The sequence below is a fragment of the Paenibacillus sp. MER TA 81-3 genome (assembly GCF_023713585.1).
Lineage (GTDB): Bacteria > Bacillota > Bacilli > Paenibacillales > Paenibacillaceae > Paenibacillus_B > Paenibacillus_B profundus.
Window position 1 is genome coordinate 1 of the sequence record NZ_JAMAWB010000033.1, and the last position, 18400, is coordinate 18400.

The following is an 18400-nucleotide window of genomic DNA, read 5'->3' on the forward strand; positions in this document are numbered from 1 at the left end:
TTCAAGCTTCGTTGCGTTTTCCATGTTCTTTTCCTGCCTATCTTCTTCTATTTCCTTCTTTATTCGACATGCAGGGTTGAAATTCCTTACCATAATCCTCTAATTCTTTTGTTCAACTTATATAGCTTTAATTAAATCTGTATCACTATTTTTTAATGAATTCATAATTTCAGTCAACGTTGTTTTTCCTTGTCCATTTCTTGAAAAAATAAGATTCACTTTTTTAAACTCTTTATTCCATCTACTATCATCAAACCTTAGATTTCTAAACACACCAATATTCTTCAGTTCGATAATCTTTTTAATCATATTTCGACCATCCTCTCATAACTAACAATCAAGCCTTTTAACCTAGAAAAAGCCATGACAAAAGGAGTCAAAATCATCGAGTAGGTGGCTATTACCATAATAGTATCCAATCCAATAGTACCATATATTTGAAACAGTTTCGACATAGTATTCAGAAAAACAAAAAAGGAACGGTAGGTATAGTTCCACGTTCCTTAAGATTAATTCCAATCATTTCCACATGTCTACACACTCTATATTAAAACCAAGGTCCAGTATGACCGAAACCTCGATTTTGTCCTTCAGCACCTTGTTTTTGAAATTAACACCATCCTTCGTGAAGGTTTTAAACCCCTTAAAGTCTTGGAAACAAAGGATTTCTAAGTTCTATTCGTTGCATTCCTACTACGGCCACCACATGTGATGTCTGGCAGCGACTGTGTTCGACTGCTAGCTTCAAATGACGCTGAGTGAGCGAGAGCAGGTGTTGCTCGATGGCGGGATTGATATCGAGTTGGTACAAGTGGATGGGCTTGGACATGGGGAACGCCTCCTTGGAAGTTTGTTATATAGTAGCTTCTTTTGTCGTTATTTGAAGTTATTCTTATCGTTTTAGTTGTGATTATTGGCATAAAAAAGGCATCTGCAGCGCTGGGCTGGGCTGCAGATACCTAATTATAAAGGTTAGCAATCCCTTTAATAGCTATCATAGCGAGAACAAGTCGAATGTAGGAGTTTCTAAGCGATTGTAAGAATGTCCACTGAGTTCAGATAGCTCTGCCATCCCCCATAAAAGCATGCCAAATTCATCTTTCTTTGACTGTTCCATCCTATCCCATGATTCAGGATTTAATGCGATGTTCTCGCTTATAATCGGCAGGGTATTATTTATATAATTCTGTCTCTGCTGTTGATCTAACGCTTCTAGTTGCTGGCGATATCCAAAAAAGAGTTCATCATTATCTTTGAGCCATGAAAAAATACAATAGGTCTTATTTTCTTCAGAAAAGACAATCACAAAAGTATGCTTAGCTAACGTCCTGACATCTAGTAAATTTTGCAATTTATTTCCTTGTAAATCAGTAGTTGGTGCTTCAAAACCTGAAGCTGCAAAATTGATTGGGAACGGCATTTCCCAAACTACACTGGATAGAATATTATACTGAGCAGTAAGAAGTGATTTATCGAACAGGCTCTTAACAGGTTGGAAATCATCAATAGACATAAGCATACCACCAAACGGATCTTCATCTCCTGAAATTCCAATCAACGAAGGCTTACGTCTAAACGCATTTTTTTGCATATTAACTACTTCCATTTTCTTATGGTATTCAACAGCGAAACAACGATAAGTGTACAAGAAGATATGTAATTCACTCCCATCGAAAAGACCATCTTCAATAGGGTCGAACACCTTATTATCATGATGACCACAAAAACCGGTGAACACAGTCGCTTCTTTGCGTCCCCATTTAGTCATAACTGCAAATGGATTGTCTGGCTTAGGGCATGGCATATAAACATGTCCATTACTAGAGAGTCGTTTTAGTATTTTGTTGTTTTGAATAGAATGAGCTCCAATTATTTTTTCGGAGCATGCTGGCCTATCTGGATGTAGGCATTGCTTAATCTTCGATTCTTTTCTAAGAGTCTTGAAACTGTTTAGAAAATTAACTGGATTTGAAAATTCCTCATCGTCATGTTTACCCAGACAACATTTTTTGTACTTGATTCCGCTTCCACATGGACAGTGGTCATTTCGACCTATCTTTTTATTCAATAACATCCCTCCTGCTACCATCACTTTAACTTGAACATTTCCATGTAAGACAAAAGCACAAACATTTCATTCCTTGGGTTTGTTTAAACAACCTATTTGAATAGATACGTGCATGATAAACAATCTCTCTAATTCAAGTACATGAATGATGTTATTGACTCACAGAGACAGAAGTGTTCCTGCTGTTGCGCTGATCGCTGTAGCCCACGTGGTCTCCAAAAAAGACGCTACCAGAAGCCTGAGATTCATCAGCATCTCCTCCTTAGGTTGAACAGCAACTACTTTACGACTGAAGTATAGAACTAGCGACATGACTCCAATTAGAAGCAAGTCCACAGAATCAACGAACAGTTGCGGGAACACTTCTGGCTGGAGACATGTTGTCTCTGTCAGCCAATAACATTCCTCAAACACCTTACAATATCCTCCAATTATTTTAACAGATTGCTCAATTAATTAATACCATTTTACTAGAAAAATAGTAAAGGAGACCTTACATCAGCTAAAGGTCTCCTCCATTATAATTCTATTCAGCTTTCAGAAATCTTGAGCAGTACTGTCACATCTCATTTCGTACCATCAATATTAGGCACTTCACATGTGTAGAGCAGTTAAAAAAATAACATAAATCTTCATTTATAACAAACCGTCAGCTCTACCCTATTCCCTTCCCGATTATACACAATGGACCTCTGTCAATAGATTGGACACATAAAACCGAGAGAATTACGCAGTTTCTAGGTACATACGTTCGTACTGATTGGGTGTGTAATACTCAATGGATGAATGGATTCTTTTACCATTATAAAAACACGAGATATATTCAAAAATAGATTTCTTTGCTTGACTTCTCGTTTTGAATTTCTCGAGATAAACCAGTTCTTTCTTTAGCACGCTATGAAAGGACTCAATACAGGCATTATCGTAGCAGTTTCCTTTACGACTCATGCTGCCGATCATCTGGTATTTCTTCAGTCGTTTCTGATAGTCTGCAGATGCATACTGACTGCCACGATCCGAGTGATGTAATACTCCTGGGGCTGGTCGCTGGCTGTTGTAAGCCCGATCCAGCGCAATGATGACGAGTTCTTTGGTCATTCGTTCATCCATGTGAAACCCCACGATTTTACGCGTATAGAGATCCATCACACTGGCAAGGTACAACCATCCCTCATCCGTCGGGATATAGGTGATATCGGTCAAATAGACCTTATTTGGTGCGCTAGTGGCGAACGTTTGATTGAGCACATCTTCGCGACGCGGATCTTGAAGCGATGATCATGGATAAAAGAATAGATCAGTGCCGGTCTTTTGCGAAGTAGTGCATCGCCTTTTTTAAGATTTCATTATCCTCTCGCAGTTCGCGGAGTTCTTTCTGCAGGTCACGTAAAGCTTTGTCTTCAGGCTTTAATTGTCCACTGCCAGGAAAGGCATTCGCTCCATCCTGTTTGAACTCAGCCAGCCAGCGATACAAGGTGTTCTCGTGAAGTCCCATTTCGCGGGCTACCTGCGCTACCGTTTTTCCTTCTTCTTGAATAAGTCGTACGGTTTGGAATTTGAATTCTTTATCATACTTTTTCGTCATGTCAGACACCTCGATTATGAATGCATTTATTGTCGCACTCTCGGTTTCCGGTGTCCAGTATTTAGTCTAGCATCACAATCCGCTCCACCAACTTCTTCAACGCTCGATTCTTCTCTTCACTTGTCACCGCAGCGCTCCACAACTCCCTAAACTCACCTATCCGCTCATATATCTGCTCCACAGTTGGATAATTCCCTTCATCTACTACAATCTTTCGCAAATCCTTCAACTCTTCCACCAGCTTCTGTATCTGCCTAGACCGGATAGCTTTACGCTCCAAAAATACTTGTTTCGTTATCATGTCCTCTTCATACGATTCATGCAGCTTGTCCAGCGCCCGCTTCTGCTTCTTCAAATCCTGCTCTTTGACCTCGATGATCGTCTGCGTATCACTATAACGACTTCCATGCAGTTCAATTTCCCGTAATATATCCGGGTCTACATGGATAATCCGATCATACAGAGCATTGAAAAAATCAGCATCCATTACCTTTCCGCGCTGCTCACATTTACTGCCATCTTTATACTGGTGATAGCACAATGCACTCCAGTGCTGCCCTTGCTTCTTATTCTCTCCCACCCGGAACCTCATCCGTGAACCGCATTTTTCACAATAAAGCAAGCCTGACAAAGGAAAAATATTACGTCTTGAATTGGGATTCAACATGCGATTCTTAAGCAGCCGCTCCATAATCGCTTCATGTTCTTCCGGCGTTTTCAGCTTTTCATGTGTTCCCATGACTTTAATCCGCTCTTCTTCGGGAACCGATTCCACCTGTCCACGTTTGGAACGGGTTTTACCATAAGTGATGTAACCCAAATGGATTTCGCTTGCCAGCAACCGTTGAACCGTAATATTTGACCAGCCCTTGTTCTTTCCATCCGGCTTAATGTTGTATGGCGTGGGTATCTTGTTATCCGTCAACCAAATGGCAATATGACCAAGGTTTGTTCCATTAAGATATTTCTCTACAATCGCTCGATAAATCGGACGCTTCGTTCCATCCACCAGTACCGACCTTGTATTCTTGTCATAATAGTACGGGAAGGGTGGCTTTCCGTTTGTCCACATACCTTTCTTGGCTCCAGCCTCTTTGCCCTGCTTCATTCTTCGTTTAATCGTTTTGTACTCTATTCGGGCAAAAATAGACATGAAATCAAAGGATACATCGTCATTGTCTATTTCCAGATCGTATATCTTGTTTGGCGTGATAATGACTGTTTCTGAGTTTAAGAATGTATCTTTAATGAGTGCCCAATCCTTATTTTCTCCACGCCCTAAACGGTCAATATCCATGACCACTACTCCATCATAGAGCTGGTCTTCAAATGCCGAAGTAACTTCTGCATTTCCTTACGGGACTCTATCTTTTCACCAGAGGCCACTTCTTCATATAACCTATAGGTCCAATTTCTATTCTCGACCAAGGCCAGAAGGGTATCCCTATGCTTCGAGAGAACGTCTTCAAACTCACCATCGTCCCGTGATTTTCTTAAATAGACAGCTACGTGCTTAATTGTTAGATGTTGAAGCGAATTGGGGATTTGTATTTAAGGTATAGTCGATTGGAGCAAGTGTAACCCAGCAATTATCACGGTAAAAAAAGCATTATCAAATTTTAAAAACTCCCGTACTTTTGGTTACGGGAGTTGAGTTGATTCCTAGCTGGTATTATAGCTGTATCGGTCTTATTATGATTGAATAGGTCTTTATTTAAAATATTTAATTAGAGCATCTTCTTTAGGATAGTAAATATAAAAATCTCCATCTCCTATCTTAGCAATATTTGAGTTTTCACTTAGTACATGTCTTTCATTATCCAGCATATATAGCAAATATAAACCTTGTAAAATATCATGAGGTGTTTGAATTCGCTCAAGTTTATACCTTTTTATTTCTGGTTTATTAAAGTACCTAAGAATTGACGGATAAAATGTTATCAAGATACAATGAAAAACGACAAGAGCCAAAAAGGCAATAAACCCATAGATGTAATTCTCTTCAACTCCATTTAAGATTTTTTTTCTGTTATAACATATTAAAATTAAAGGCATCAAAAATACTAATAAATAATTTGTAACTATAGAGATAGTTAGAAATCTACCTTTTACTTGCTTAAACCATGAACATACCCAATAAATTAAAATGATAATCAGAGTTATAAAAAACAAAATAATATCAACCATCATTATAACATCAATTAACATAGAATTTATTTCAGGTATAAACATTGGAAGTAGAAACATAATTACCAGCAGCGAAGACAACAATACAAGTTCAATAAATTTGTCCCACAGATTCACGTTTCTTGGCTCTATCACCATATCTACAATTGTTTTATTGGATGTTCTAACAAATAACCTAACCCAAACTATGATCGTCCCTACAATAGTAATTAATGCAGGCAGTTTTTCAATAATTTCTTGCACTTAGGAACTCCCTTTCTTTTTGTAAATATAATTCACTTATACTAATAAGTCGTATTAATTGATTATGTACTAATTAAAGATGTTACCATATAATGTAATTTATTTAGTAGTATTATACTACTAAATAAAACAATATGACGATTTCTAATCCTATACTCTCACACAAAAAAGCCACTCCAATACCATGAGCAGGAGCTTCTTAAATAATTGATTCAAACGAATATCCCATCTTTGTTTAAGCGTTGGCAACTAAATAGTTATTTAAGTCGAACTAATGTCTAGCTATCAACCTCCAAAGTCCCCAGACTTAGCCTCGAAGGGGTCTAATTGCCAATTGCTTCATCGAAAACTCTTCTGCAAACTAAGGAACTGCTAGCCACTCAGCTAGAGTACTATGTTATACGAATTTATACTGACTCCTTTGTTTCACTCTCACTATCAATTTTATCAATAAAATATCTCAAACAGAGGTATCCAATACCGACATATGTAAGAAATGGGGTAAGGGCTAATTTAAATGATGTTCCAAATAATCCTGCAGTTATACATCCAGAGCATAATAAATAAAAAGAAATTCTTGCTTTTGCTTGTTTTATCGTAATTTTATCTTTCGAAATATGAAACATAAAATAGAATATTGTAAACAATGACATAGATAAAAAAAGTAGATTATAAAATATTGCTTGCCAGTCAAAACTTACTCCGATTATGAATTGAGAGATTGTCATCAGGAGTCCATTAAGAGTCAAAGTAAGAAAAAATGTAAATATAGTTAGTCCATATAGATATGAGGAATGATTAAAGATGCTAAGAAAACTACTTACTTCATCATTACCTTTTCGAATGAATTTAGGCGGCTTAATCCAATATGATTTAAAAGTGGTTAAGAACAAAGCAAAGAACATGAAAGCCCCAAATATTCCTGCGAATTTTTCAATAAAGTACTTATTGTCACCAACTATTAAATAAATAACGATCATACTCCCAATTACTATGTAAAATAAGTCTCCTAATCTTGTTGAAGTAAACCTTCCTTTGTAAAAAAACCAATTGTGATAGTTAAATAATTTATCAAACAAATCACTAAAAAATCGTTTCAAATTCTTTCCCTCTCATTCAGTATAATTTCGAATAACGTTTCTGTATCTACGAACTCTACAAGGTTAAGTCGCTCCGTCACTTAACCTTGTAGATATTATTGTCTGCTAAAAATGCTGCTCTGAATCACCTCTGCAGACCGAGGATCCGTAAGGATCCGAAGCGTGGATATGATGTTAGCTGAAGTTAGTTGCATCTTGATATTCAATCCTTCAATTACCTTTCTTTCCATACATCAGGATGAAATAGTCTCCTTTAAGTTCATCACTAAGTTCTTTTGTAATTTTGTTGAAGGAAACATTTAATTTAATGACTTGTCCTTGTAAATCTGCTATCTCTTTAATAGTTTTAGTAATAAATAAGTCGTCAATTTCATTAATGAAGATTTCCATCACTCTAAGATTTCCATTTTTTGATTTTTTAAATTCTTTGAAGTGAAACGATTTTTCTGCGACAGCATTTCTAACTATATTTATTCTTGAATAAATTTTTTGATTGATGTATTCCCTATGTCTCTTATCGAATACAAGAAAACTAATATTGCCATAAGACGTATCTAATTCCATATAATTAAATTCGTTCATACTTAAAACAGCATTTATTGTATTAATCGCGTCATCATTCTTTTCATATTTGCTAAAATTATTTATTACCTCTATTACCGAAGAATAGAACGCTTCAAGAGTTTTCTTTTTCTCAATTCGATATGCGACAACAGATAAAAATAAAGTAAGAAGTCCACTAGAAAAAATACCTATCAAGACATTCAACCAAAAACCGTTTGATGTTGTAGAAACCCAAAGAGCTGCTGCAAATGAAAATACACTGATTATGAAAGTGAATTTTATGTTGTCTTTTTGTATCTGCATAAGATCCTCCACTCAACTTCTATTCTTCTAACTAATTTGAGCTAACGTCTCCGCACTCAAGACGTTCCTCAGCCTTAGATAGCTCTTAATCTTAGGCTGAGGAATGTGCTTTGCTTCTTCCCAAAACAGGCAAAGCGAACTTGAGTGCATTGTTATCGGATGGATGAGGCCCCCCAAGCTTGAGTAGGACTATACGTTGGAGTCTTAAAGTTCACCTATCTACATACCTATAATCTATTTGCATAACATGGATAATACGAGCTTGAATTATCATTTTTCAAAATACCCATTGCACTAATAATCTCACTGATAAATTGGAATTTATGCAGTTTCAAATACTATTTGTTTTTATTGGTAAATATACTTGAGACATTATTTTTATATCTGGTACTTCTGAATCCTCTACCTGAGTATCTAATATCGCTCTCATTAATGCCATACAAAATTTCATTCCAACTTCTTCAGATATTATATCCTTTAAGTAAATATTTGTATTATCATATTTTTCAGGAAAATTAATACAAAAATAGGTCATTTTTTTCTTTTTTTCTTCCCATATTCTATATTTCACCGTACCTTTACCATCAATTTTCCCTTCAATACCTTTAGTTAGAAATTTATCTATTTGTCCCACTTTACTCCACGTGGCTAAGTTTTTATTTATATAAACTTCATCCCATGTATCAAAAATAGGAAAATGTAATAATAAATTTCTTATAAAACTAAACAAATCATCCGCAATTATCCCTTCAAAATGAGGTCGTCCACCTTTTTTCATCCAATTAATATATTCTTTAATCGGCTCATAACTCAATAATTCTTTATATATCGAAAATGATTCTCTTAGTTTATAAAATCTTATTTTAGCATCCTTATTAATAAAATCATCATTTACAACTTCTTCATATAAATCATAGAATCTATTATAAAATAATGATAATACTTCTTTCTCTTTTTCGTTTGGTTTTAATTCTTCTATTTTAATCCCCCCACAAATTCCAGTTTAGCTGCATTTCACAGATATTATATGGCATATTCTTTTATTATAATTCTTTCAAAATCCGCTTAGAACGTGTTGGTCTTTGCCTTATCTTTCCGATAACGTTCCTGTATTCACGACCTCAGCGGACGCTGAGGTGTCCGGCGAATGCCGGACCCAGGACGAATGTCCGCAGCGTGAATATTATGTTATACGATGGAATCGTTCTTCTTGAATTCACCCACATTATTAGTTCTTTATTTAGTAGGTATTTAAGTAGATTTCACTTTTCAATTGCGCATGCCTATGATTCACCAAATTATCCTTGAGAAAAATATTCTATCAATGTCTTAATCATTTTCCCTACACTTACATTGTTCATGTACGAATCTACTACCGTAACTGTAGCAGAAGATGTTGCAAGTACACTATTGAATACATGAGCAATATTTAATTTGAGACTATTAGGTATACTGCTATCTTGTTTTGTATTCAAATGATCTATTAACTCATTCATAACCTCAACTATTTTTTCAGACTCTGATTCCAATATGTTAGGCATAATATCCCTTACGTCTTTTTTTGTTACTGTTTCAAACCTTCCTGCATTTAAAGCTATTGTTAAATCAAATGCATCATGATAATTAGTCCTTCTATGTACACTGAAATCGCCATCATATTTTTCAAAATCAACAGCCATGCTAAAGAGTGATCTTTCAGTTGTATGAACTAATATTGAAGCCTCCCTCGTAGTTGCATTGACGTAGAAATCAAATATTCCAGGGTTTCTATGGGGGAATCCTTCCATGTACACGTTAGGCTTTGGACCAAACTTTATTAACTTAGGTAGGTAACCCTCTGGTCCTGTAACACATATAAGAAAACCATCTGGTACTCCGTAATCATCAATAAATCTGATTTTATTCTCTGAGATTCTATAACAACTTGTTTCACGTCCTTTCGGCTTTTCTTGAATTGTTACTCTCTGATCAGTAATGATTATAGGAAACATTGGATTGTTCAGCTTCTTCGAGGGGCTCCTCATTGTTTCGTATGTCCAATTAATATATTGTCCCGTTGCAAAATGTACTTTAAAATCTGCATGCTCATTTACTTTTTGTACCAATAAAAAATTTTGATACATACTGCACCTCCCACAGGGTTTTTATATATAGACCTACAATAATTTCAGGATAAAACATTCTGAGAATGCTGGATCAATATTTTATGCATGTAAATCAATCTTCTTTATACTGCTTTTAATTGATTCTATCGTATAACGTAATATTCACGAAGTTCATAAATATAAGAAATACAATTGATTAAACGAACTCATCGTGTCTAAATAGCCTTTTTGAAACATGTTTTTATTATACTATTGAATGGAAGAATATGACGATCACTAATCCTATACTTTCAAACAAAAAGCCTCCGCCAATTCCTTCAGCAGAAGCTTCTAAAAATTGATTCACGCGAACATCTCATCAATGACATGTACATATGTATCATCAACGTCAGCTGTACCCAATAGATAAGAAAATAGGCTTATTTTCTCGTCTCGCTTTGTTAAAAGCTTCCTCGCTCCACGCGTACCAGTTAACTGGATTATGGGTGTGCTGGAGCAGGTAAGGCGATTTCTCAGCGATTAATCTATTGGGTATGTGATTCGTTGTCATCGGGCATTACCTCTTTTCGTTGTGGGATTAGGGAAAAGGAATGCTTGCTTTGAGGTGTTTTACCCAATTAGGTGGAGAAACCAATTGATGAGGATTGAGCCAGCTCCCTACAACAGGTTATCGTAATATATTCAATAACTTTTGGAACTCCTCTTCAATAATTATAAAATTGTTCACATTTAGAAAGATAAATACCATATTCTTCACGAATCATATCAGGTTTAATTATATTGGCATTATAAAGTTCTCTCTTTGCACTCACTGTGCTGTTATCAATTCTAGATGTCGGTAGTATCTTTTCACCAATGTATCTATTACAACGTGAAAAGCCAAGTACACTAAACTTGCCGCCACTTGATCCACGAAGATCATTGTCAGTTTTTATGACACATGATATGCCTAGTTTTTCTAGAATACTAAAGTAATTATTAAAACCAATTCCACCTACCATCAATACATAAATCCCTTCAGCTTCATATAAATGGTTTATTACTTGTTTATTGCATAATAAACGTGCCGAACATTGCATCGTAAAAATGCTCAAGTAGAAAGCAAAAAGAGACACTTGCCAGCATCCCCTATTCCTCCTATCGTTAGGTTTGCGAGAACATAGCGAAGGAGATTGTTTCTACACCGAATCCACTTCAAATACTTCAGTCCGGAGCAAGGCCGTAGCGTGAATCCGGTATTAGGCGATGCCGCAGTGAGACACTTTCTAACTTCTTGGATCTTAGATTTTGTAGTTATACTTTATTAAATAATTTGAAATGACTTGCTTGTTTTCATGCCACCATAAAATCGGCACTTCTCCAACTTTATTAAAGCTTCCCTAAAACAAAAAGAAAACCCATGTCTGTTGGACATGAGTTTTCGATAATGAGCTTAACAGCCCACCTCTGCTATTTTGGTTACCAATCTGGCGGACTTTTGGTAGAACAATCTCATGACCTAATCGCTGCCAGTGATGCGCTCTCCCGCATTGGTTAGTTACACTGCCAAGATATTTTTCCTATTCCATAAACTAGACCCCTTAACTATGAGCATACTTTGCTAATTTACGCAGAACGTTAAAAAATATATAGTTCATGCTTTTGGATTGATAAGCGGTTTGATTGAAACTCCCCATTATATATACATCCATGTTGGGGAAGTAAAGCATGGAGGCGCCACTCGCGCCAAGATGCCCCCACCCGATATATTTTCGAGTGAAAGGAAGAAAATGAATCCTCATCACCCCATAGCCATAATCCATTCCTATCCACATTTTGTTCCATTGGTGCATGATGTCCAAGGTTTCTTTTTGAATAATCTGAAGGGGTAAATATGTAGTCATGAAGCACTTCATGAAAAGGCTTTGATGTAATCGTTTCAATGATGAGTCCTAAGAGATTGTACCCTGTATCCGTATAATGAACCCTTTTCCCGGGAGGAAAGCGGGGTTGTAAGTGCTCTTTAGACCAATATATGGTTTCTTGCGGTGTCCAAAAACGAGAGGGGTTTTCAAGTATTTCTTCCATTAACGCTTTACCCTGCCTAGGATTATCCTCAAAATAATCGGGTATACCTGATGTATTGCTTAACAAATGTTTGATCTGTATGTCGTATGTATACTCTTTTCCTTTAAATAGGTGAAGATCTTTAAGGATATCTGGAGGCAAGTAATTGGCGATAGGATCATCAAATTTGACAAGTCCTTTTTCTACTAATATAGCGAGTAATACAGAAGTAAAGGTCTTGCCCACGCTAGCCGTATGATAAGGCTGCTTAGGATTGGCGGTGAATCCGTCTGTTTCCCCCGCAGCCATAGGCCAGTGGATATCCAGCTTATCCGAATGTACTAACAAATAAACATTATGAAGCTTTAGATTAGAAGCAACTTTTCTTTCCAGTTTCATTTTTAATCTCTCTTCTTACAGCTTCTTTGTTCATTCAGTTCCCCCTCTTCGTTTCCGATTGACAGCCATCAGCCATCGCCTCACTTCGCGAAACTAAACAAATTATCAAGCAGGAGCTCATGGGCTTGGGGAGGGATCATTCCAACCGTAGTAGTGATTAGCTTCGTCGTTTTGTTTAACATCTACGATTTATCTTTTCAATTACTTGGATATTGCGCCATTTTCATTTTACCTAATATTGAATCTCAGCATATGGAGTAAAGGAAGGGTGCCCTACCAAAAGAAACAACAACCACCCCACTCATCTAATCAACGATACGGAGAACGTGCATAGCAAATTAAACATTCAGGAAGCTAAGATCACACGATCTTGGCTTCTTCATTTCTCTTACACGTATTAGCATTTGTGCCTACTTTATTGACATATGCTGAACTTTCCAATCTATATCAAGCTCATCTGTATGAGTTGGCTTCCTAACATACGCTTTAAACCTTTTTTTCACAAGCTTCAAACGCTATAAAGTTTCATTGCCCTTGCCTTAACGATACCTGATTAGCTCTATCCTCATAATCTGTTTACTTGACAGGGGTAAATTCAGAGTTCCGGCTTATCCTGAATAGTAATCGTTTATCGATATAATAAATCCAAACAAATATTGAATTTTAATGCTGAAGTGTGTATATTAATGAAGATATGGAGACATCAAATTTGAAAGAAGTGATTTTTTGAATCTATTTTTCACATATCTTCTCGCGGGTCTTGCAATTGCAATGCCTGTAGGAGCAATGACAGTTGAAATGACGAAACAAGGTCTGAAAAAGGGTTTTATGCATGGTTGGGCTGTAGGATTAGGTGGAATGACAATCGATTTATTATTAATTATTGCATTATATATGGGATTGGCTTCTGTACTTGCTATATCTTACATTCAAATACCAATGTGGCTTATTGGCGCATGTTTCTTAGCATTTTTAGGCTATGATTCCATAAAAAACTCAGATCAAGATATTACGTTAGCTGGTGATAAACCAAACGGATCATTTCTTAGCTCGTATCGTAATGGCTTACTTGTAGCTGTTTCACCAGGAAATCTCGTGTTTTGGATTTCCGTTTTTGGAGCTGTACTTTCTGATTCTTATGATACGACACAACCGACAAAATTTTTAATCGTCGGGGCGGGTATTTTAACTGGTATCCTAGTCCATGATGTTGGTCTACTTGCAATTGTTGCGGTAACAAGAAAAGTAATGAGTCAAACAATGATCAAATGGGTATCCATAATCGCTGGATTTATTTTAATAGGTTTTGCGGGATACTTCTTATATCAGTTTATAATAACAATAAAAGGAATACTATAGTTGTCATTTTAAGTTGATAGCTATGTGATGAATTAATAATACCCTCAGCTTCCTGTTCTGCCTTCACGGCAATATTTAGACTGCAAAGGTTATGCTGAATGCTAATCTGAGTAATAATCATAGTCCATTCTACAACTTTACTGGAAACTCCTTTTTGATAGGACTTAAGATCATTTGGATTTTACACGCTGCCTTATAAAGAAACCGAAGCGCTGTTTTACTTGCGCTCCGGTTTCATATACTTCAAATGTTATTTACTAACAGGCTGCATCTAGGAAGCCCGAGAAACCGACTCCCCGCTCTAAGCGATGTTATCCATTTATTCTAACACCTGAGCTAACTCCGTGAAAATAACACCTAATGCATAGGCGCCGGCGTCCGGATAACCCAGACTTCGTTCTCCAACCGTTCCCGCTCTTCCCATTCTGGCAACGATTGACTCTGTATGCTTCGCTCCTTGAACTGCTGCTTCTGCAGCTTTGGCTGATGCAGTCTTGATATCGTCGCCCTCTATTGCACATTGCTCCCATGCATCGGCGAATGGTGCCAGCGCGTCAATCAAGGTTTTATCTCCAACTACGGCTCCTCTTCCGAAAGAACGTTCGCCCGTATCCTGGATGCCTTTGACAACGGCCTTCATCATACCCGCAAATTCGGCGACAGTTAATTCAGTACTGTCTCCCGCATATTTGCTGGCCGCTCGATATGCCGATCCCCAGATCGGTCCGGAAGCGCCGCCGCAATGCTCCATAATGATGAGCGAACATGCATTTAGAAACTCGCCAATACTTCCGGTGTGGTGTTCCATAATCTCATGCCATTCTCTCTTTAACTGCTTAAAGCCCTTTGCGACACTCATGCCAAAGTCGCCGTCGCCTGCATGCGAGTCCAGTTCGCAGAAAGGAACTTCATTTTCAATAATAATCTCACTCATCTTGTCCGTCAGATAGATCAGATTGTGTAACGAGAAGGTATTCCGTTCGATCTTGGCATATTGCTGATCTGTCTCACATCGATAGGATACGGCTTGATTCTCTGGCGACTCCACTGGTGCTTCTTCAATACGCAGCGGGCTGAACGGCCCTGTCACTTGAAGCGCTGGCGTATCGCAACTAGCTTCCAGATAATGTTTTAATTGTTCATCTAATCTGATCATGGACACAGAAGCGCCTGCCATGTCTATACTTGTCATGTAGTTGCCGACAAATACTTTAAAGATGGGCACGTTATGGTTGCGGATTTCCCGAACAACCGCGTTGGCCAGCAAATACAATTCTTGCAGCGGCGATCCGCCGAACCCGTTAACTAACACCGCGATTTCAGTCTGCGAGCTGCCGTTTATTTTCATATCACGGAACAGATCCGTAACCATCTTCTTCGCCAGCTCATTGGAGGATACATTCTGTTCTCTACGAATGCCAGGTTCGCCGTGAATGCCTACGCCATATTCGATTTCATTATCTTTTAGCTCAAATGTCGGCGTTCCTTTGGCCGGAACGGTGCACGAGGTAAGGGCAAAGCCAATGCTTCTCGTGTTATCTATCGCTTTTTGGGCAATTTCCTTCACTTCAGCTAACTCTTTTCCCTCTTCAGCGGCTGCGCCGGCGATCTTATGAACAAGTACAGTCCCTGCAACGCCTCTTCTGCCAACCGTGTACAGGCTGTCTTCCACCGCAATGTCGTCGTCCACTTTGACATAATCGACAACTATTCCGTCTTCCCCAGCCAGATGTGCTGCATTTTTGAAATTCATTATGTCGCCGCTGTAATTTTTAATAATGAGCAGCGTGCCCTTTTTACTGGCGGAAGCTTTGATCGCTTGGTAAATTTGAATCTGGGATGGGGATGCAAATACGTCTCCGCAGACCGCCACATCCAGCATCCCTTGGCCGACAAATCCGGCATGAGCGGGCTCATGGCCGCTTCCTCCGCCGCTTATCAAAGTTACCTTGTCTTGATTCATATCTCTTTTCTTAATGATCTTATATTTGCTGTTAAACTCCAGCTCAGGATGTGCAAGCACCATGCCGTTGCACATTTCTCTGACCAGTGTCTCCGGCTTATTGATGATCTTTTTCACGTTTACTCACCCTTTTGTTTATATTGCCGTCCGATGTGGTCCGCTACTCGAATCGCAGCCACTACCATCTCTTCATTAACCGGGAAAGGCATGGAATGAATCGATTCTTCTGGTATGCAAGCTTTTTGGGCCACATTCCGCAATTCGTCGTTCGTCACACTCGTTACGCCGATATCGGCCAGACACACCGGAAGGCCTACGCTCACGCAGAACTGCAACACTTCATTGATTTCTGCTGTGCTTGCATTTTCCAGAACCAATTGCACCAATGTCGTAAAGGCCACTTTCTCGCCATGATAATACGAATGGGTGCCTTCCAGAGAAGTCAAGCCATTGTGAATAGCATGCGCAGCTGCCAGACCGCCGCTTTCAAAGCCTAGGCCAGACAACAGGATATTTGTTTCAATAATATTTTCAAGCGCTGGCGTAACCAAGTTCGCATCACAGGATGTTTTCGCTTTAGCTCCGTCCTCCAGCAACGTCTCATAGCACAGCTTGGCAAGAGCAAGAGCCGCTTTTGTCCCTTTAGCTGGACTTACGCCCCCATGAGCGCCGCATGGCAACCCTGCATTCACATTGGAATAAGAGTTTGCGGTTGCTCTCGCTTCAAAGTAGGTGGACAGTGCATCCCCCATCCCCGCAACCAGGAAGCGCGTAGGCGCATTGGCAATAACAGTTGTATCAATCATTACAACACTTGGGCTTTGTTTGAAGTAAGCGTAGTCGTCAAACTCGCCCTCCGGCGAGTAAAGAACCGCGGAATGGCTTGTCGGTGCATCCGTCGCAGCAATGGTCGGTACGATGATGAGCGCGTCGCCCTCTGCTACGCATTTCGCGGTATCGATAGCTTTCCCCCCGCCTAGTCCAATGGTGCAAGAACAGTTATGTTCAATCGCAAGCTGCTGCAATCGCTTTACTTCTTGACGAGAGCACTCTCCACTGAAACCGCTCTCAACTATTGTAACACCGTATTTTTCCATTGTATGTTCGAGCTTCTGCTTCACACGTTGCACATCATCGGCATGGGCGATCAGAAGAGCCGACTCTCCGAATGTTTTGATGAAATAACCCAGGTTGAATAGTTCATCTTCACCTTGTACATATTTTGATGGACTTATAAACGCTTTTCTCATGTGCGTAATCCTCCTCTGTGTTATTGTATCTCCATTATAGTGGCGACTCCGTACAAGATCATTGAACTATTCCTGCAAAATAAAGCGCTATCTCATCGTATTATCTTATCCTAAACCGCGAAAATGGTATTATCTTGTCTTTCTATCCGATTATTATGCTATAATGATGCGAAGCGGACAAAAGGAGAATGGGTCATCGTGAACTCACGTTTTAATTTGGAAAGCATCATTGATATGGAAAAATGGCAGAAGCTGCAGGACTCACTCTCTTTGGTTACCAAAATGGCCGTTATAACAACTGACTATAAAGGTGTGCCTGTTACGAAGCACAGTCACTGTCAAAGCTTCTGTCAGGCGATTCGCAAAGACGAGGCACTGTCTCAATACTGCCAGAAGTGCGACGCAAGGGGCGGTCTGGAGGCTGTTCGGTTGAACAAGCCTTATATCTATCTATGCCATTACAATATTGTCGATATCGCCATCCCGATTATTGTTCATAATCAGTATATGGGGGCCATCATGGCAGGACAGGTCAAGCTGCGTGACAATCCGATGGAGCTTGAGCAAATCGTCACTCGTCCCTCCAATGCCGATGCCAATAAAAAGTTCCTAGGTCTGGAACAAGAATATACTTTGCTCCCGGTCTTGTCTTATGACGAAGTAACGACAATCTCGGAAATGCTGTATCATTTGTGCAATTATATCGTGGAAGAAGCGATCAATAAAAATGCAACTATAGATATGTACCGGCAAGCGTTAACAAGCAATAAGCCTGTTATCGATTCTCTTGCCGAGCATTCGTACCGCAGCATTCAATCGATAAAGAACGAATTGGAAAATACACTGATCGATAGTCAAATCAGTAAAATGTCCAATCAGTCAAAGATATCTGCCAACGCCATTCTTCAACCAGCATTCGATTATATCTACACTCATAAAAGCGAGAACGTGAAATTAGCGGACATGGCCGCGCTTTGCCATGTGAGCCCCAGTTACTTCAGCCGCATTTTTACGAAGGAGACCGGAGAAAACTTTTCTGTGTTCATTCCGCGGTTGAAAATGGAATGGGCCAAACAAATTTTAGAGACGACCGACCTGTCTATCTCTCAAATTAGCAACGAATTGGGATTTAGCGAACCTAGCTATTTTATTAAGACGTTCAAGAAATTCGAACGCATAACTCCTGCCCGTTATCGGCAAATTTATCAGCGCTAGCCATACGCGAAGA

The 18400-nt window shown here is 38.7% G+C and carries 17 protein-coding genes and 2 pseudogenes; 2 read left to right on the plus strand and 17 right to left on the minus strand.

Going from position 1 to position 18400, the window contains the following annotated elements; translation table 11 throughout:
- Nucleotides 1–117: 117 nt before the first annotated feature.
- From M3650_RS29185 to M3650_RS29250, 15 genes and pseudogenes are all read right to left on the minus strand, one after another.
- Complete coding sequence (locus M3650_RS29185; protein WP_251579734.1) at nt 118–309, minus strand: hypothetical protein; 192 nt, start codon at nt 307–309, stop codon at nt 118–120.
- Between the two features lie 334 nt (nt 310–643).
- Nucleotides 644–829 carry a hypothetical protein gene (locus tag M3650_RS29190; RefSeq protein WP_019420537.1) on the minus strand — a complete coding sequence of 62 codons (186 nt, stop codon included), beginning with the start codon at nt 827–829 and terminating at the stop codon, nt 644–646.
- 165 nt (nt 830–994) lie between these two features.
- Entirely contained in the window at nt 995–2068 is a 1074-nt protein-coding gene (locus M3650_RS29195) for a YecA family protein (RefSeq protein ID WP_251579735.1), read from the minus strand.
- Between the two features lie 159 nt (nt 2069–2227).
- On the minus strand, nt 2228–2482 hold the full coding sequence (locus M3650_RS29200) for a hypothetical protein (RefSeq protein ID WP_019420539.1): 255 nt from the start codon (nt 2480–2482) through the stop codon (nt 2228–2230).
- Nucleotides 2483–2794: 312 nt separating this feature from the next.
- Nucleotides 2795–3653, minus strand: a pseudogene (locus tag M3650_RS29205) (IS3 family transposase).
- A gap of 61 nt (nt 3654–3714) precedes the next feature.
- On the minus strand, nt 3715–4725 hold the full coding sequence (locus M3650_RS29210; RefSeq protein WP_285848744.1) for a recombinase family protein: 1011 nt from the start codon (nt 4723–4725) through the stop codon (nt 3715–3717).
- A 6-nt stretch (nt 4726–4731) separates the two neighbouring features.
- A pseudogene (locus M3650_RS32135) lies at nt 4732–4971 on the minus strand (recombinase family protein); the annotation flags it as partial.
- A 392-nt stretch (nt 4972–5363) separates the two neighbouring features.
- The gene (locus tag M3650_RS29215; RefSeq protein WP_019419096.1) at nt 5364–6083 is read right to left on the minus strand and encodes a hypothetical protein; all 720 of its coding nucleotides are present in this window, start codon (nt 6081–6083) and stop codon (nt 5364–5366) included.
- 407 nt (nt 6084–6490) lie between these two features.
- Nucleotides 6491–7162 (minus strand): hypothetical protein, encoded by a 672-nt coding sequence (locus M3650_RS29220; RefSeq protein WP_251579737.1) that lies wholly within the window; start codon nt 7160–7162, stop codon nt 6491–6493.
- A 231-nt stretch (nt 7163–7393) separates the two neighbouring features.
- The gene (locus M3650_RS29225; RefSeq protein ID WP_019419094.1) at nt 7394–8050 is read right to left on the minus strand and encodes a hypothetical protein; all 657 of its coding nucleotides are present in this window, start codon (nt 8048–8050) and stop codon (nt 7394–7396) included.
- A gap of 331 nt (nt 8051–8381) precedes the next feature.
- Nucleotides 8382–8864, minus strand: a complete 483-nt coding sequence (locus tag M3650_RS29230; RefSeq protein WP_251579738.1) for a hypothetical protein — start codon at nt 8862–8864, stop codon at nt 8382–8384.
- 484 nt (nt 8865–9348) lie between these two features.
- Entirely contained in the window at nt 9349–10173 is an 825-nt protein-coding gene (locus M3650_RS29235; RefSeq protein ID WP_251579739.1) for a hypothetical protein, read from the minus strand.
- 370 nt (nt 10174–10543) lie between these two features.
- Nucleotides 10544–10705, minus strand: coding sequence for a DUF255 domain-containing protein (locus tag M3650_RS29240; protein WP_251579741.1), 162 nt, complete (start codon nt 10703–10705; stop codon nt 10544–10546).
- A 154-nt stretch (nt 10706–10859) separates the two neighbouring features.
- Nucleotides 10860–11249 (minus strand): TOPRIM nucleotidyl transferase/hydrolase domain-containing protein, encoded by a 390-nt coding sequence (locus M3650_RS29245; protein ID WP_251579743.1) that lies wholly within the window; start codon nt 11247–11249, stop codon nt 10860–10862.
- 523 nt (nt 11250–11772) lie between these two features.
- Entirely contained in the window at nt 11773–12600 is an 828-nt protein-coding gene (locus tag M3650_RS29250) for a serine hydrolase domain-containing protein (RefSeq protein ID WP_251579745.1), read from the minus strand.
- Nucleotides 12601–13326: 726 nt separating this feature from the next.
- Here M3650_RS29250 and M3650_RS29255 point away from each other — a divergent pair.
- The gene (locus tag M3650_RS29255; protein ID WP_251579747.1) at nt 13327–13959 is read left to right on the plus strand and encodes a LysE family translocator; all 633 of its coding nucleotides are present in this window, start codon (nt 13327–13329) and stop codon (nt 13957–13959) included.
- 319 nt (nt 13960–14278) lie between these two features.
- On the opposite strand, the gene dhaK is transcribed toward M3650_RS29255, so the two are convergent.
- Nucleotides 14279–16039 carry a dihydroxyacetone kinase subunit DhaK gene (gene dhaK, locus M3650_RS29260; RefSeq protein ID WP_251579749.1) on the minus strand — a complete coding sequence of 587 codons (1761 nt, stop codon included), beginning with the start codon at nt 16037–16039 and terminating at the stop codon, nt 14279–14281.
- A 2-nt stretch (nt 16040–16041) separates the two neighbouring features.
- Complete coding sequence (locus M3650_RS29265) at nt 16042–17172, minus strand: glycerol dehydrogenase (protein WP_251579750.1); 1131 nt, start codon at nt 17170–17172, stop codon at nt 16042–16044.
- A gap of 198 nt (nt 17173–17370) precedes the next feature.
- On the opposite strand from M3650_RS29265, the gene M3650_RS29270 reads away from it, so the two are divergent.
- Nucleotides 17371–18387: a PocR ligand-binding domain-containing protein gene (locus tag M3650_RS29270; RefSeq protein WP_251579751.1), complete on the plus strand. Its 1017-nt coding sequence runs from the start codon at nt 17371–17373 to the stop codon at nt 18385–18387.
- Nucleotides 18388–18400 lie beyond the last annotated feature (13 nt).

Excerpts from the sequence above, each read along its gene's own strand:
- M3650_RS29265 (WP_251579750.1), bottom strand. The coding sequence starts at position 17,172 with ATGAGAAAAGCGTTTATAAGTCCATCAAAATATGTACAAGGTGAAGAT.
- M3650_RS29190 (WP_019420537.1), bottom strand. The coding sequence starts at position 829 with ATGTCCAAGCCCATCCACTTGTACCAACTCGATATCAATCCCGCCATC.
- M3650_RS29210 (WP_285848744.1), bottom strand. The coding sequence starts at position 4,725 with ATGTGGACAAACGGAAAGCCACCCTTCCCGTACTATTATGACAAGAAT.
- M3650_RS29185 (WP_251579734.1), bottom strand. The coding sequence starts at position 309 with ATGATTAAAAAGATTATCGAACTGAAGAATATTGGTGTGTTTAGAAAT.
- M3650_RS29235 (WP_251579739.1), bottom strand. The coding sequence starts at position 10,173 with ATGTATCAAAATTTTTTATTGGTACAAAAAGTAAATGAGCATGCAGAT.
- M3650_RS29240 (WP_251579741.1), bottom strand. The coding sequence starts at position 10,705 with ATGACAACGAATCACATACCCAATAGATTAATCGCTGAGAAATCGCCT.
- M3650_RS29250 (WP_251579745.1), bottom strand. The coding sequence starts at position 12,600 with ATGAAACTGGAAAGAAAAGTTGCTTCTAATCTAAAGCTTCATAATGTT.
- M3650_RS29225 (WP_019419094.1), bottom strand. The coding sequence starts at position 8,050 with ATGCAGATACAAAAAGACAACATAAAATTCACTTTCATAATCAGTGTA.